Here is a 15889-nt window from a genome sequence, read left to right on the forward strand (position 1 = left end):
TCTCGAAAGTATGTTCGATTAAACTTTCGGCATGGACAGTCGGGGAGCGTGGCAGCTGGATGGCGAGGACCTCAAGAGTGAGGTTCTCGATCTGGTGCGCGCCCGGCACGAGTTGCAGTCGCGGTTGGTGTTGTTGATCGTGGAGATGTTTTCCCGTGAGGTTCTTGGCGGGAAGGGTTTTCGGGCGATCGCGCTGTGGTTGCATGGTTCGACGAATTTGGAGATCGGTGAGTGCAGTCTGCTGGTCGGGTTGGCGCAGTTGTTGATGCTCGAACCCGTTGTGGGCGATGCGTTTCACCGTGGTGACGTGGATGCGTTGAAGGCGCGGCAGGTGGCGTCGTTTTGTCAGCATCCGCCGAAGAACATGACCCTGGCGGATGTGGACAAGGCTCGCGGGATTTTGTTGTCGTTGGCGTCGAAGAACATTGCGGATTGCGATGCGGTGCGGGCGGCGATTCGGCGGATCGAGAAGCAGTACGGCAAGCGCGAGGACGGCGTCCCGGTCGGCGAGGATTCGGAGCGCAACGAGTTCTACGCCTCGAAAGGCTTGTACGGGCGGGTCACTGTGAAGGGTGATCTGGATGCGATCAACGGGGCCCGGTTGATCACGTTGTTGTCGAGTCTGTCGGCGCCGACGCCGGAGAAGGACGGCGTGAAGGACACCCGTACGCCGGGATTACGACGGGCGGACGGGTTCTGCGAATTGTTGCGGCGGTACGAGCGGGCGGGGTTGGGTCCGATCGAGGGCGGGGTGAAACCGCACATCACGGTGACCGCGTCGGCAAAAGATATGACGGACCTTAAAGTTCTGAAAGACCTCCTGCCGTCCACTGAGGAGTTGGGGTTCGCGTGGACGGATTGGGTGGGCCCGATCAGCATCGACACCGCACGGATGTTGGCCTGCGACTGCACGGTCACCCGGATTTTGTTGGATGAGAACGGGGTTCCGCTCGACTGCGGCAAAGAAGCAAGGACCGCGACGGTACCCCAGCGGCGGGCGTTGGCGGTTCGGGATGGCGGGTGTGCGTTTCCAGGGTGCGGGACACCGTCGGGGTGGTGCGATGCCCATCATATTGTTCACTGGAACGATGGTGGCCCAACGGATCTCGACAATCTGATCTTGTTGTGCGGTCATCATCATCGGACGCTGCACCACACCGAATGGCGGGTCGAGATCGGCCCCGACCGAAAAACAGTGTTCTATCCACCGATGTCGATCGATCCGTATCAACAGCCGATCGGCGGGAACAGCCCACCGACAGCGGCGTGAACCGCGACAACTGACGAATACGCCGGGGCACAACAATGCCCCGGTGTATCCGCATGCAGTGTTGCGGTGGGAGGGGCCCGCACCAATACGATCGGGGGATGAGTTCTCCGCGTGACCTTGCTGCCATCCCGAGTCCTGCGCTCGAGGGCACTGCGCTCACCGTCGTGGTCCCGGTCGGTTCTTTCGAACAACACGGACCGCACCTGCCTCTCGATACCGACACTCGGATCGCGAGAGCAGTCGCACAGGCTCTGCCCGACGTCGTCGTGGCCCCGGCCATCGAATACGGGGCGAGCGGCGAACACGAAGGGTTTGCCGGCACGATTTCGATCGGTGCCGAGGCTATGGAAACCGTCGTCGTCGAATACGGAAGGTCGGCGTTCCGATGGACGAAGCGGGTGCTGTTCGTCAACGGCCACGGCGGAAATGGTCCCGCATTGGCCAAAGCGGTGGCACTTCTGCGGTATGAGGGGCGTGATGCTGCTTGGGTGCCGTGCGCTGTTGCGGGTGCCGACGCGCATGCCGGACACACTGAAACGAGCCTATTGCTGCACCTTTCGCCCGATTTGGTGCACATGAGCCTTGCTGAGACAGGAAATTTGTCTCCTATCGCGGACCTGATGCCAGGAATGCGTTCGGGCGGTATGGTCGCTGTGTCGCAAAACGGCGTTCTCGGCAATCCAGTCGGGGCTACCGCCGAAGACGGCGCATACATCTTCGGTGAGTTGGTAGGACGCGTGACGGATGGACTGGCCCGGTGGGAGCCTGGTCCAGATGGGAGGCTTCGGTGACGACCACGACCGAGTGGGGGCGGACGGTCCACCTGCGACGGCTTTCGAGGCTGCGACGAGTTGCAGCACGACGGGCTACGTCCCTTACGATCATCTGATGCGACCAGCAAGACTCCCCGACGGCTTCGGCATTCGGTTGGACCCCAAGGTGCGCACGTACTCGGGTGGCCGGGTACTCATCGGCGGATCTCCGACACGGATGCTCAAGCTGGCGCCGACGGCTGCGGCGATGATCGGTGACGGCTTCCTCGAGGTGGTCGATCAGCAGAGCGCTGCGGTTGCGCGACACCTTCTCGATTCAGGTGTCGCGAATCCTCGTCCGATGTCGACGCCGTCCGCTGCCGATGTCACGGTCGTGATTCCGGTCAAGGACAACCAGGCCGGCGTCGAACGCCTATTGCCCGTCCTCAAGGATCTGACCGTCATCGTTGTCGACGACGGTTCGGAAGTGCCGGTGGAGCCCCGTCGCGCCTGCCCGGGCACCGGCACCATCACAGTGGTCCGGCACGAGAGTGCGCGCGGACCCTCGGCAGCGAGAAACTCGGGATTGCGTTCGGCCCAAACACGTTTCGTAGCTTTTCTGGACTCCGACGTCATACCGCGTGCCGGTTGGCTCGAGTTGATGTTGGGCCACTTCAGCGATCCGGGGGTTGCCCTTGTTGCACCCCGCATCGTCGCCCTCGATCCGTACGGGACGGCGCTGGCGCGGTACGAGAACATGCGATCGTCTCTCGACCTCGGACGCAAGGAAGCTGCGGTGAAGTCGGGCAGTCCGGTCGCCTATGTCCCCAGCGCCGCCGTGATCGTCCGGCGCGACGTGGCACTCGAATGCAACGGTTTCGACGAGAGTCTCGAAGTAGCCGAGGACGTCGATTTCTGCTGGCGACTGCAGGCTGCGGGTTGGCGACTGAGGTACGAACCGGTTGCGCATGTCGCCCACGATCATCGAGTTCAGTTCGACAAGTGGTTCGCCAGGAGAGCGTTCTACGGCACGGGTGCGGCGCCGTTGGCTGCAAGACACGAGGGTTCGGTTCCGCCGATGGCGATGTCGTTCTCGACGCTCTTCGCGTGTATCGCCGCTGCAACACTGACCCGTTCCGGTCTTGCCGGCGCACTCGGCGCTTTGCTGTTTACCGTTTACCGGCTGCGAAAGATGTTCACCGGCCTGAGTCAACCCACCCGGATCGCGGCGATCCTCACCGCGCAGGGAGTTGTCGGCGGATTCTGGCAACTCGCCTCGGCAATGTGTCGTCACTACTGGCCCGTGACGCTCCTGGCGGTGATCGCCTCCAGGCGAATTCGGCGGCTGGCCGTCGCTGCAGCAGTCACCGAAGGTTTGGTGGACTGGTATCGCCACCGTGAGCCAGGCGGGCTGGGACCGGTTCGGTACGTCTTCTTCAAACGAGCCGACGACATCGCGTATGGAGCCGGACTCTGGCGTGGCGCATTCGACGCCCGCGACTGGGCGGCGCTGAAACCTCGAATCACCAAGTGACAGAAGCCGACTACGCAGATTTCCTGGTTGTCGGTGGTGGCACGTGTGGTTGCGTGGTCGCAGCCAGGCTCAGTGAAGATCCATCCGCCACGGTGATGCTCCTCGAATCGGGAAGCGGATATCGATCGGCGCTCGAACTCCCGGACGTCCTGGGTGATCCGTACCGACTGCCGGTCGGACCTGCGAGCGAATACACGTGGACCTATCCGGTCGAACTGACGCCGCGTCGGGCGTCCACAATTGCGCGGGGGCGGACACTCGGTGGATCCGGAGCCGTCAACGGTGCGTACTTCACCCGCGCGACCCGTGCTGATTTCGAGAATTGGCCGAGTTCATGGCGATACGACGACGTCTTGCCGTACTTCAAGAAGTCCGAAACGGATCGTGATTTCGAGGGCGAGTTCCACGGGACCGCCGGACCGATCCCGGTCGAGCGTCGAGCGTGGGACCAACTACATCCACTGAGCGGCGAGTTTCATGCGGCAGCGCTCGGAGCAGGCTTTCCCGACGACGTCGACAAGAATGCGCCGGACTCGTTCGGGGTGGGCCGAGTGCCACTGAACGTGTCGGATCATCGTCGGATCAGTACGGCGATCGGGTATCTGATGCCGGCGTTGCACCGGCCGAATCTGCGGGTGGAATCCGGAGTGAACGTCATTCGCATCGCGTTCTCGGGTACCCGTGCGATCGGCGTCGACGTTCTCGGCGACGGCAATGTCCGACGCATTCGTGCCGACCATGTGGTCGTGTGTTCGGGTGCGGTGGCGACACCGCACATTCTCCTCAATTCCGGTGTTGGTCCAGCGGAACAACTTGTAGAGCAAGGAGTTTCCGTCGTTCTCGATCGACCGGGCGTCGGACAGAACTTCGTCGACCACCCGGAAGTGCTGCTGCCGTACCATTTTTCGAAGCCCCGCACGATTCGATCGCAGACTCCGGTGCTGGAGACAGCCCTCAACCTCGCTGAGATCGAAATCCGTCCGTACACCGCATCTTTCACAGACCTGGTTCCCGGTGTGCCTCGCATGGACCACGGCGTCGGAGTGGTCCTCATGGCGCCGCACAGCCGGGGAAGCATCGAGCTGGCATCGGGGGATCCCGCTGGGGCGCCGCGTATTCGGTACAACTACGTCGCGTCGGCGCACGATCGAGCTGCCATTCGGGAAGGGATGCGGATCGCCGAGAATCTTCTCGAGTCGATCGCCGAGACGGGGTTGATCGATCGCCCCGTCATGGAGTACACCGATGAGTGGGTCGAATCCCGCCTGGGAACGTCGCTGCATATGTCCGGTAGTTGCGTGATGGGTGCCGAGGCGGACCCGTTCGCAGTCGTCGACGGTCGGTGCCGTGTGATCGGCGCGCAAGGACTCAGTATTGTTGACACGTCAATCCTGCCGACGATCCCGACCCGCGGCCCGCATGCGACCGCGGTGATGGTCGCGGAACGAGCAAGCGCCATTCTGCTCGGCGACGAGTGACCGCGAGGGGCAGCAGGCTGGGTCGGCAGTCATACCGAATGGTCGTTCTCGCCTATGGGCTGTGATCGGCGTTACAGTGGTCCACGGAGCGGAGGAACGCAAAATATGGCACGTGAACAGGCTGTGCCCGGCAACCCGTGGGTGGCGGTCAGGCCAGGCGATGACGTCGCGTTACTCGCGCGGCGACTTTCGTCTGCCCATCAGTCGTTCATCGATGCCCGCGGCGTGCCCGGCCAGGGGCTGACCGACGACTCCCATGTCCGCTCGGTCGTACTCGAGTCCTGGATGCGTAGCCGCAACAAGGGGGTAAATCCCGATGTGGTCGGCAACCCTGAGATGCTCGAAGGGTTGGAGCTCGAAAAATATCGCTCCGCGCATCCCATGTCACTGATCCGTCCGGTGATTCGGAAACTCCTGGTGGAAGATGCTGCCGAGACCGGACTACTGATCGCGATCAGTGACGCACACGGTCGATTGCTCTGGGTGGAGGGTGACAACTCGGCCAAGGACAAGGCGTTGTCCATGAACTTCGTCGAAGGCGCCGATTGGAGCGAAGATCGTGTCGGCACCAATGCGCCGGGAACGGCGCTTGCTCTCGATCACTCCGTACAGATTTTCGGATCCGAGCATTTCAACCGAACCGTGCACGACTGGAGTTGTTCGGCCGCACCCGTCCACGATCCCACCACTGGGCAAATCCTTGGTGCCATCGACATCACCGGTGGTCCCAGGGTTGCGGTTCCCGAAGTGCTGTCACTGATCCGTGCAACTGTCGCGGCCGCCGAATCGGAATTGCGATTCCATCTCTTGAACTCGCCCATCCCACTCAGTGCCACGGCTCCGCGCCTCGAAACATTCGGTGCCGGCCGGCCGACGCTGGTTCGCGGCGGTGACCGCATCCCGATTTCGCAGCGTCACGCCGAGATTCTCCTTCTGCTTTCCGAACACCCGGAGGGTCTCAGCTCCGACCACCTTGCGGTCCTGCTCGACGAGGGCGAACTCGACGCAGTGACCATTCGCGCGGAAATGTCGCGGCTTCGTAAGGTTTTCGGTGCCGACCGGCTGGCTTCGCGCCCCTATCGGATCATCACGGAGTTCACGACAGATGTCGGCGAGGTGCGGGCAGCGTTGGATCGAGGCGACGCAGCGACGGCGATGAAACTGTATTCGGGCCCGGTGCTGGCGGGCTCGGCGTCTCCCGGCATCGAAGAGGTGCGGGAAGAACTACGCACCAGGGTCCAGGCAGCTCTGCTGCGTGGAGGTGACGCCAACCTTCTGGCCCGGTGGACCACATCGGTACACGGCCGCGAAGACTCAGTCGTGTGGGAGGCCTACCTGTCCACGTTGGATCCTCAATCTCCGCTGTATTCGCAGGTCCAGGCTAGAATTGATCTCCTCGACCGCCAATTGGGCATCTGAGAATCATCTGCGTTTCTCGCACGCAACGTACTTGCAACGTTGCAACTCCTAGTGTTGTGAATCACACCCCACCGGGGGGTGGGATTGCAGTCACCGATTTGGTGGGTGCGCCCAGGAAGATCACGTTTACATAGGAGCTTGCAATGACCGTGTACGCCCGCCCAGGTACCGCCGACGCGATCATGTCCTTCCAGTCTCGATACGACAACTGGATCGGCAACGAATGGGTTGCTCCGGTCAAGGGTCAGTACTTCGAGAACCCGACACCGGTGACCGGACAGAATTTCTGTGATGTGGCTCGTTCCACCGCAGAAGACATCGAACTCGCTCTCGACGCAGCGCACGCAGCAGCTCCGGCCTGGGGCAAGACCTCGGTCGCCGAGCGCGCGATCATCTTGAACAAGATCGCTGATCGTATGGAGGAGAACCTCGAATCCATCGCACTCGCCGAGTCGTGGGACAACGGCAAGCCGATCCGCGAGACCCTCAACGCCGACATTCCGCTCGCCATCGATCACTTCCGATACTTCGCGGGAGCTATTCGCGCACAGGAAGGTTCGCTCTCGGAGATCAACTCCGACACCGTGGCGTACCACTTCCACGAGCCGCTCGGCGTAGTCGGCCAGATCATTCCGTGGAACTTCCCGATCCTCATGGCCGTGTGGAAGCTTGCCCCCGCCCTCGCTGCCGGCAATGCCATCGTGCTCAAGCCTGCCGAGCAGACGCCAGTCTCGATCCTGCACCTCATCGGCATCATCGGTGACCTGCTGCCTGCCGGTGTTCTCAACATCGTCAACGGCTTCGGCGTCGAGGCCGGAAAGCCGCTCGCGTCCAGCCCGCGTATCAAGAAGATCGCGTTCACCGGTGAGACCACCACCGGTCGCCTGATCATGCAGTACGCGTCGCAGAACCTTATCCCCGTCACCCTCGAACTCGGTGGCAAGAGCCCCAACATCTTCTTCTCCGACGTTCTCGCCTCAAACGACGACTACCAGGACAAGGCACTCGAGGGCTTCACGATGTTCGCCCTCAACCAGGGCGAGGTCTGCACCTGCCCGTCACGTTCGCTGATCCAGGAAGACATCTTCGACGAGTTCCTCGCGATGGCAGCCATCCGCACCAAGGCTGTGCGCCAAGGGGATCCGCTCGACACCGACACCATGATCGGTGCCCAGGCCAGCAACGATCAGCTCGAGAAGATCCTCTCGTACATCGAGATCGGCAAGGCCGAAGGCGCCAAGGTCATCACCGGTGGTGAGCGAGCCGAACTCGGCGGAGACCTGTCCGGCGGCTACTACGTCCAGCCGACGGTGTTCACCGGCAACAACAAGATGCGCATCTTCCAGGAAGAGATCTTCGGACCCGTCGTCTCGGTCACCTCGTTCAAGGACTACGACGAGGCCATCGAAATCGCCAACGACACGCTCTACGGTTTGGGCGCCGGTGTCTGGTCCCGCGACGGCGGAGTTGCTTACCGCGCAGGCCGCGACATCCAAGCCGGTCGCGTCTGGACCAACACGTACCACCAGTACCCGGCACACGCCGCTTTCGGTGGATACAAGCAGTCCGGCATCGGCCGCGAGAACCACCTGATGATGCTCTCGCACTACCAGCAGACCAAGAACCTCCTGGTCAGCTACGCCCAGAAGGCTCAGGGCTTCTTCTGATCTACCCACCGGCACCCGTGAGCCCCTCGCTGCGGGTGCCGGTGAGCAAGACTGCAACACGCGAAACCTGCACAAACACACGGAGGTTGGAATGAGCGCCACGGACACACCCGATACCGGCGCCGTTCCACCCCGGTTGGTGACCACCGCTGGGGCGGCTGACCTCCTGCGCCGCCTCAGCGGGACTCACGGCGAACTGATGATGCATCAATCCGGCGGATGCTGCGACGGCTCGGCCCCGATGTGTTATCCCTCAGGCGAATTCATCGTCGGGGACCGTGACGTACTACTCGGAATCGTCGATCTCCGACTTGCTGTCGGAGAGACTCCCGAAGACCTTCCCACCGGAACCGACGCTGTACAGGTCTGGATTTCCGGATCACAGTTCGAAGCCTGGAAGCACACCCAGTTGGTACTGGACGTCGTGCCCGGCCGCGGCAGTGGATTCAGCCTGGAGTCTCCTGAAGGATTCAGATTCCTCAGTCGAGCAAGGGCATTCACACCGGACGAAAACGAAGCACTCGGCGCGTCGAGCATTCTCGTGGGCGCTGATTGGGAAGCGGGCGTGCGTCCTTTGCCCCCGACGGTTCCCCAGGTGGTCGCCGAGGCCGTCGACGCCTGCCCGGTGCCGGGCGCGGCCGCCCGATCCTGAGAACGGCAGCCTGAAGAAGATCTGAACAGACTCGGGGCCGCTCACATGACAGCCAGTTAACAGCACGGTCATCTCCAGGCGACCTTCTCCGTACATCGCCCACATACCGTTCATTTCACGCGACGCATCCACCGTGCGTCGTCTCATTCTTGACCGATTCAGAGGATGGACATGTCTCTTTCCGACCACGCAACCGGCAAAAACGCCGGTGCCGCGGGTGCACACCACGACGGCGCAGACTTCCATGCGGAAGACAATTCGTATCTGGAGAAACGAACACTCCGAAAGGGAACAGCAGGGTGGGTGCTGCTTGCGGGGTTGGGTGTCAGCTATGTGATTTCCGGTGACTACGCCGGCTGGAACAACGGTCTGGCCGAAGGTGGTTTCGGTGGCCTTCTCATCGCGGCGGTTGTCATCGCGGGTATGTACCTGGCGATGGTGCTCGGTATGGCCGAGATGTCGTCGGCACTTCCTGCCGCTGGTGGTGGATACACGTTTGCCAGACGGGCCATGGGGCCCTGGGGCGGATTTGCCACCGGCACAGCAATTCTCATCGAGTACTCGATAGCACCCGCAGCGATCGCGACCTTCATCGGTGCGTACGTCGAGTCCCTGAACCTGTTCGGGATCACCGACGGCTGGTGGGTGTACCTCGCGGTGTACGCGATCTTCATCGGCATTCACCTCACCGGCGCCGGTGAGGCACTCAAGGCGATGTTCATCATCACCGCCATTGCACTCGTCGGCCTGGTCGTGTTCGCGGTTTCGGCTGTCGGCCTTTTCGATTCGTCCAACCTCACCGATATCGCCGTCGACACCAGCGCAGTCGGATCGTCGTCGTTCCTGCCATTCGGTCTGCTCGGAATCTGGGCCGCCGTGCCCTTCGCGATCTGGTTCTTCCTTGCGGTCGAAGGTGTACCGCTGGCCGCCGAGGAAGCACGTGAGCCGGAGAAGAACGTCCCCCGCGGCATCATCATCAGCATGTTGATCCTGATCGTCACAGGCGCAACGGTTCTCTTCCTCGCCACCGGTGCGCTCGGCGCAGACGCCCTGTCCACCTCCGGAAATCCGCTCGTCGAGGCTCTGGGGGACAGCGGAGCGGCAAAGGCCGTCAACTACATCGGACTTGCCGGTCTGGTCGCGAGCTTCTTCTCGATCATGTACGCCTACTCGCGCCAGACGTTTGCGCTCTCCCGCGCCGGCTACCTGCCGAAGAACCTGTCGGTGACCAACAAGCGCAAGGCCCCCACTCTCGCGCTCGTCGTACCCGGAATCATCGGCTTCGCGCTCTCACTCACCGGTGAAGGTGCAATGTTGCTCAACATGGCGGTGTTCGGCGCGGCAGTAAGCTACGTCCTGATGATGGTGAGTCACATCGTTCTTCGTAAGCGTGAGCCGAACATGCCGCGCCCGTACCGCACGCCCGGCGGTATCGCCACCACCTCGTTTGCGCTCGTGATCGCGGCAGTGTCGGTGGTGGCCACCTTCCTGGTCGATCCCGTTGCGGCATTGCTGACGTTGGTTGCCTTCGGAGTTCTGATGGCGTACTTCGGTCTCTACAGTCGTCACCACCTTGTTGCCAACTCGCCGGACGAGGAGTTTGCTGTACTTGCACAGGCGGAAGAAGAATTGGGATGAGTCGCGGGATGGCCAAGTATCACCAGCAGGTATCCGGAACCAACTACTCGTTCGACGGTCTCGTCGATCTGATGGCAAAAGCGACACCACTGCGGTCGGGTGACGAACTAGCCGGTTGCGCGGCAAGCTCCGACGCCGAACGTGCTGCTGCTCAATGGGTTCTGGCTGATCTTCCGTTGACGGTGTTCCTCGAAGATCTGTTGGTTCCGTACGAGGACGACGAGGTAACCAGGCTCATCATCGACAGCCACGATCGCCTGGCCTTTGCGCCGGTGGCGCACCTGACTGTCGGCGGACTACGAGACTGGTTGCTCGAGACCGCGTCGGCGCCGGAAGCTTCCGCACGGTTGTCCGCCGTAAGTCCCGGGCTCACCCCCGAGATGGTTGCGGCGGTCAGTAAGATCATGCGCAATCAGGACCTGATCGCCGTCGCGAAGGCCATCACCGTGACCGCGGGGTTCCGTACGACCATCGGACTGCCCGGCCGGCTGAGCACCCGACTCCAGCCAAACCACCCGACAGACGATCCACGCGGCATCGCGGCGGCCACATTGGACGGTCTCCTGATGGGATGTGGCGACGCCGTCATCGGTATCAACCCCGCGACGGACTCACCCCAGGCCACCTCGGATCTGCTCCACCTGCTCGACGACATCCGTCAGCGATTCGAGATCCCGACTCAGTCGTGCGTGCTCTCGCACGTGACCACCACGATCGGACTGATCGAATCGGGGGTGCCGGTCGATCTTGTCTTCCAATCGATTGCCGGTACCGAAGGCGCCAATTCCGGTTTCGGAGTGAACATTCCGCTCCTGCGTGAGGGCAACGAGGCCGGGCGCTCCTTGAACCGCGGAACGGTCGGCAACAACGTCATGTACCTGGAGACGGGGCAGGGGTCCGCCCTCAGCTCAGGTGCCCACTACGGCACCGGCGGAGCCCCGGTCGATCAGCAGACACTCGAGACCAGGGCATACGCAGTGGCACGTGATCTCGAACCGCTGCTGGTCAACACCGTGGTCGGCTTCATCGGTCCCGAGTATCTCTACGACGGCAAGCAGATCATTCGCGCGGGCTTGGAGGATCACTTCTGCGGAAAACTCCTCGGGCTGCCGATGGGAGTGGACGTTTGCTACACCAACCACGCCGAAGCCGATCAAGACGACATGGACAACCTGCTCACCTTGCTGGGCGTCGCCGGCGCGGCGTTCGTGATCGCGGTGCCCGGCGCCGACGACGTGATGCTCGGCTATCAAAGTCTGGCGTTCCACGACGCGCTGTATGTGCGTAAGGTTCTCGGTTTGCAGCCCGCCCCGGAGTTCGAGACCTGGCTCCACAACTTGGGGATGACCGACGCAAACGGTCGGGTTCTTCCGATCGATGCCGAAATGTCGCCGTTGCGGGCTTTGACGGTGAACTCATGACCGAAGATCAGGCACCGATCCTCGATTTCTGGGGTCCACTGCGCAAGACCACACAATCGCGTATCGGGCTGGGGCGTGCCGGAGATTCGTTGCCCACCAAGCGGGTTCTCGAATTCAAGGCAGCTCACGCCGCAGCCCGCGACGCGGTCCACGAGCCACTCGACTCCGAGACGCTTGCCAGTCGGGTCGAAGGGGTGGGCATCGGGGCGCCGGTGGTGGTGGCGAGCAGCGTCTCCACCCGCAGTGAGTATCTCCGGAGACCCGACCTGGGGCGCCAGCCGGCTGACCTGAGCGCGATCAAGAGCTCCGACAAGGAAATCGGGTTCATCCTCGCCGACGGACTCTCCCCGCGAGCACTGATGGACCACGGCGAGCAACTATTGTCCGCGTTGGTCACGGTGTTGGGGGAGCGGTACTCGATTGCGCCGCCGGTGATCGCCACGAATGCCCGTGTGGCACTGGGTGATCACATCGCCGCCGCGATGGGAGTGCAGACGGCGATCGTCCTGATCGGCGAACGTCCAGGGCTCTCCGTTGCGGACAGCGTCGGGATCTATCTGACTCATCTTCCGCGCGTCGGTCGTACCGACGCGGATCGAAACTGCATTTCCAATGTCCACCCACCCGAGGGACTCGGATACGAGCAGGCTGCTCGTGTCGTCCTGGGATTGGTGACGGGAGCGCGCCAGTTGGGCCGCTCCGGCGTCGACCTCAAGGACACCTCTCGCGCCGACGCCGTTGCGTCGGGAGAAGTGCTGACGCTCGATTAATTGACAACTGCACGGCATACCCGGGTCGATCGACCCGGGTATGCCGTCGTACCCGAATCACGACGAAAACGAGGGAATCGATGTTCCGTTCGCTGCATTCCCGCGCCCTGTGCGCGTTGGCAGTAGGTAGTGTCCTGTTGAGTGCAACTGCATGTAGTTCGGCCGAGAGCGCCCCGAAAGAAGATGTGGCGCAGAGTGGTTCATCCTGCGCGGCGTTGGATCCCAGTCTTGCGTGGTACGGCGACAACCGTGTGACGTTGGATGCCATGATGACGGAGTTCGGAACGTGTGGAGCTGCAGGTGATGTCGATGACGGAGCTCCGTTGGCGCTCTTCGACTGGGACAACACAGTTGTCAAGAACGACATCGGAAGCGCCACCGCATTCTGGATGATCAAGAACAACAAGGTGTTACAGCCTGCCGGAGGGGACTGGGCAACCACCAGCCGCTTCATGACGCCAGCCGGCGCTGCCGCACTTTCCGCCGCGTGCGGCTCCGAGACCGCGCCGGGGCAACCGTTGGCAACCAGCACCGACTTGGACTGCGCGGACGAGATCGTTGCGGTACTCGAAGAGAAGACTCGCGACGGGCAGGCCGCATTCGACGGTTACGATCACCGCCGGACAAAAGCCGCATACGCGTGGGCCGTGCAGTTGATGGCAGGGCACACCGAGGACGAGGTCACCGAGTACGCCCGCGCAGCGCGTGCCGAGAATCTCGCTGCTGCAGAAGGATCCGATCAGACCGTCGGTACGACGGAAGTCGACGGCTCGGTGCGGTACTACGCGCAAATCGAAGATTTGGTGAAATCCCTCGGCGCTCATGGATTCGACGTGCGGATCATCTCCGCGTCGGCCGAACCGGTCGTTCGAGTCTGGGCGGAACAGCTGGGATTGGACGCCGATCACGTGATGGGAGTTCGGCCCATCGTCGAGGGCGGGGTTCTCACCGGGCGCCTGCGTGGGTGTGGTGGCGTTGCGGACGGCGACGACTCGGTCATTCCGTACATCGACGGCAAACGGTGCCAGGTCAACGAGGTTGTCTACGGGGTTCAAGGGCCTACGGCGTTCGAGCAGTTGGCCGCCGATCGACGTCAGGTATTTGCTGCCGGTGATTCTGTCACCGACGTGACGTTCCTCGGAGATGCGACCGGCGCGCGCCTGGTGATCAACCGCAACAATCCCGAACTGATGTGCAATGCCTACGACAACAGTGACGGGAAATGGCTGGTCAACCCCATGTTCATCGAACCGAAAGCACAGGCGGATGCTCCCTATCGCTGCTCGACCGATGCTTACACCGACGCGGCCGGGGAGAAAGGCGCCGTGACTCGTGCGGACGGCAGCGTGATCCCCGATCAGGTCGATTCCGTCGCCTGAAACGATATCGGGCGCTCAGAAGTAGAAGGTGCGATTCCTGGCGGCGCATTTGAGCTTGCCCACCTGTAGACCGGCAAAGGCGATCCATCGACCCCGCGGCATTCCGCTGAGCCTTTGTGGAATCAACGGATTCAGCAAGATTAGGCCGGCAAGCGTCGTGAGCGAAGATTTCATCGTCGGTCGTTGGACCCCGTAGTCCCGAAATGCAAGAAATAGCTCGACTTCAGCCATGCCGTACGACACGGTCTGGTGCCATGTTCCTCTAAGGGTTGATCTAAGCCGGTAGGCGACGGTTGCCTTAGGTGCGTGGGCGAAGGACAGCCCTGAGATCTGGGCTCGCCACGAAAATTCGACATCCTCGCCCGCTGTCATCGATTCGTCAAAGCCGCCAATAGAATCGAAGGCGCGCTTCCAGATTCCAATGTTGCACCCCATCGCAGAAGGGAGAAAGCGGCCGAGAACCAACCCGTCGGTCGAGGCAAGTGGCCGCCATGAATGCACTTCCGACGAATTGATCGATTCTGATTCCACGCCGCCGGCGATCAGGTCGGCGAATTCGGCCGAAAGAAGCAGTTGGGTCAGCCAGGAACTGTGAACACGGTCGTCTCCGTCGCAAAATGCAAGAAATTGCCCACGCGCATATGCCGACCCATTGTTCCTGGCAAAGCTGATGCCAGCTCTCTGAGAAGAATCTATATATCGAAGGTTGAGCTCAGCCGTGAGCGGGTGATTTGCAATGTGCTGTTCGAGACCGTCTGTCGATCCATTGTCACTCACGATGACCTCGAAAACTCCGCCGAAGTTCTGCTCGCTCAAGGCAACCAACTGGACGTCGATGTATTTCATGACGTTCAGGCAGGGGATTATTACAGACACCATTGGAGCTATCACACTGCAAACATACCGGATCGTCCGAATTGTCATTCGGGGAGCCCATCGTAAGTTACTCGACACACGGCTAAGCGTGTGTGATCTGATTCTGTCGAGCCCTTTGTCGGGCTGCGGAAACCCACGGGTGTCCGCTGTGATGCTGGAGCCGCAGAGGCGGCACGTGAGTAGGAGAAATCGATGGCCTTCGCTGGCAATGTGGACGAGTTGGCACTGCTCCAGGCAGTACGTCTCAAGGAGCGGGTCGGAGCGGTCGTCCTGGCCGAGCACCTGGGCGTCAGCTCGGCTTCCGGTCAAGCTGCGTGCGACGCACTTGTCGCGCAGGGCAAAGCGGTCGAAGCGGAAAACGCCATCAGCCTGACCGAGAAAGGTTTGGCAGAACTCGAAGATCAGTTGGACGCCGAGCGCGTCTCGATCGACGAGGACTCCATCGGTGAGGTGTACGAGGCGTTCCTTCCCTTGGACGAGGAGTTCGCCGCGCTCATCGACGACGCAGATGCGGATTCCCTTGCAGAGTTGGATCGCCGGGCTGCAAACCTGTTCGACGATCTGTCGGCATTCGTTCCGCGGTTGTCTCGTTACCAGGATCTCTTCTCGGATGCTCTCGCGAAAGTGCAAGCGGGGGAGTCCAAGTGGATTTCCGAACCGATCATCGACTCCTACGCCACGGTGTGGGGCGAGATCCGTCAGGAACTGTTCGGGGCTGCCGGTAAGGCTTGATCCGTAGCGTTGCACCGTGACGCCGTTTCTCGAGGGCCGTCCGATTCGTGAGAGCGAATCGGACGGCCTGCGGCATGTCGAGGGTCGTGAAACTCGTTACCATTGCATACAAGTGGTGACCGAGATCACTCCTACCCCCTTTCGGGGGTAGTGCGGGGGTGAGCCACATCACTACCTTTCCTCCTATCGACGGTGATGCCCACAGGGCGACACCACGGGACCACGGAGGAATCGAGTGACCACAGTCTCTCCCACAGGCGGCACCAGTGCCGCCGGCGCCGGGGGTGCGAGTGCCGCAGGT

At 61.9% G+C, this 15889-nt stretch carries 13 protein-coding genes; 12 read left to right on the forward strand and 1 reads right to left on the reverse strand.

From position 1 onward, the window contains the following. Window positions 1-31: 31 nt before the first annotated feature. The 11 genes from EHW12_RS08925 to EHW12_RS08975 all read left to right on the forward strand — a co-directional run bounded on the left by EHW12_RS08925 (window position 32) and on the right by EHW12_RS08975 (window position 13980). Complete coding sequence (locus EHW12_RS08925) at window positions 32-1270, forward strand: HNH endonuclease signature motif containing protein (protein ID WP_125050508.1); 1239 nt, start codon at window positions 32-34, stop codon at window positions 1268-1270. 98 nt (window positions 1271-1368) lie between these two features. Continuing rightward, window positions 1369-2061, forward strand: a complete 693-nt coding sequence (gene mftE, locus EHW12_RS08930) for a mycofactocin biosynthesis peptidyl-dipeptidase MftE (RefSeq protein WP_042922382.1) — start codon at window positions 1369-1371, stop codon at window positions 2059-2061. A gap of 97 nt (window positions 2062-2158) precedes the next feature. Next, entirely contained in the window at window positions 2159-3556 is a 1398-nt protein-coding gene (gene mftF, locus EHW12_RS08935) for a mycofactocin biosynthesis glycosyltransferase MftF (protein ID WP_007730153.1), read from the forward strand. Further along, window positions 3553-5034, forward strand: a complete 1482-nt coding sequence (gene mftG / locus EHW12_RS08940; RefSeq protein WP_058038117.1) for a mycofactocin system GMC family oxidoreductase MftG — start codon at window positions 3553-3555, stop codon at window positions 5032-5034. The genes mftF and mftG overlap by 4 nt, the downstream gene beginning before the upstream one ends. 105 nt (window positions 5035-5139) lie before the next feature. Then, window positions 5140-6453: a helix-turn-helix domain-containing protein gene (locus EHW12_RS08945; protein WP_047268928.1), complete on the forward strand. Its 1314-nt coding sequence runs from the start codon at window positions 5140-5142 to the stop codon at window positions 6451-6453. A gap of 143 nt (window positions 6454-6596) precedes the next feature. Further along, window positions 6597-8120, forward strand: a complete 1524-nt coding sequence (adh, locus tag EHW12_RS08950) for an aldehyde dehydrogenase (RefSeq protein ID WP_007730158.1) — start codon at window positions 6597-6599, stop codon at window positions 8118-8120. 91 nt (window positions 8121-8211) lie between these two features. Next, entirely contained in the window at window positions 8212-8772 is a 561-nt protein-coding gene (locus EHW12_RS08955) for a DUF779 domain-containing protein (RefSeq protein ID WP_003942021.1), read from the forward strand. 165 nt (window positions 8773-8937) lie between these two features. After that, window positions 8938-10410 carry an ethanolamine permease gene (gene eat / locus EHW12_RS08960; protein ID WP_003941913.1) on the forward strand — a complete coding sequence of 491 codons (1473 nt, stop codon included), beginning with the start codon at window positions 8938-8940 and terminating at the stop codon, window positions 10408-10410. Continuing rightward, window positions 10407-11831 carry an ethanolamine ammonia-lyase subunit EutB gene (locus tag EHW12_RS08965; protein ID WP_019744243.1) on the forward strand — a complete coding sequence of 475 codons (1425 nt, stop codon included), beginning with the start codon at window positions 10407-10409 and terminating at the stop codon, window positions 11829-11831. The genes eat and EHW12_RS08965 overlap by 4 nt, the downstream gene beginning before the upstream one ends. Continuing rightward, window positions 11828-12601 (forward strand): ethanolamine ammonia-lyase subunit EutC, encoded by a 774-nt coding sequence (gene eutC, locus EHW12_RS08970; RefSeq protein WP_058227511.1) that lies wholly within the window; start codon window positions 11828-11830, stop codon window positions 12599-12601. Before EHW12_RS08965 ends, eutC begins: the two co-directional genes overlap by 4 nt. An 80-nt stretch (window positions 12602-12681) precedes the next feature. Further along, complete coding sequence (locus EHW12_RS08975) at window positions 12682-13980, forward strand: HAD-IB family phosphatase (RefSeq protein ID WP_125050509.1); 1299 nt, start codon at window positions 12682-12684, stop codon at window positions 13978-13980. A gap of 15 nt (window positions 13981-13995) precedes the next feature. On the opposite strand, the gene EHW12_RS08980 is transcribed toward EHW12_RS08975, so the two are convergent. Beyond that, window positions 13996-14904, reverse strand: a complete 909-nt coding sequence (locus EHW12_RS08980) for a glycosyltransferase (RefSeq protein ID WP_082900974.1) — start codon at window positions 14902-14904, stop codon at window positions 13996-13998. A gap of 144 nt (window positions 14905-15048) precedes the next feature. Between EHW12_RS08980 and EHW12_RS08985 the strand changes: the two genes are divergently transcribed. Continuing rightward, on the forward strand, window positions 15049-15588 hold the full coding sequence (locus EHW12_RS08985) for a hypothetical protein (protein ID WP_125050510.1): 540 nt from the start codon (window positions 15049-15051) through the stop codon (window positions 15586-15588). The last annotated feature ends 301 nt before the right edge of the window (window positions 15589-15889 follow it).

Source organism: Rhodococcus sp. NJ-530 (assembly GCF_003860625.1).
Lineage (GTDB): Bacteria > Actinomycetota > Actinomycetes > Mycobacteriales > Mycobacteriaceae > Rhodococcus_F > Rhodococcus_F qingshengii.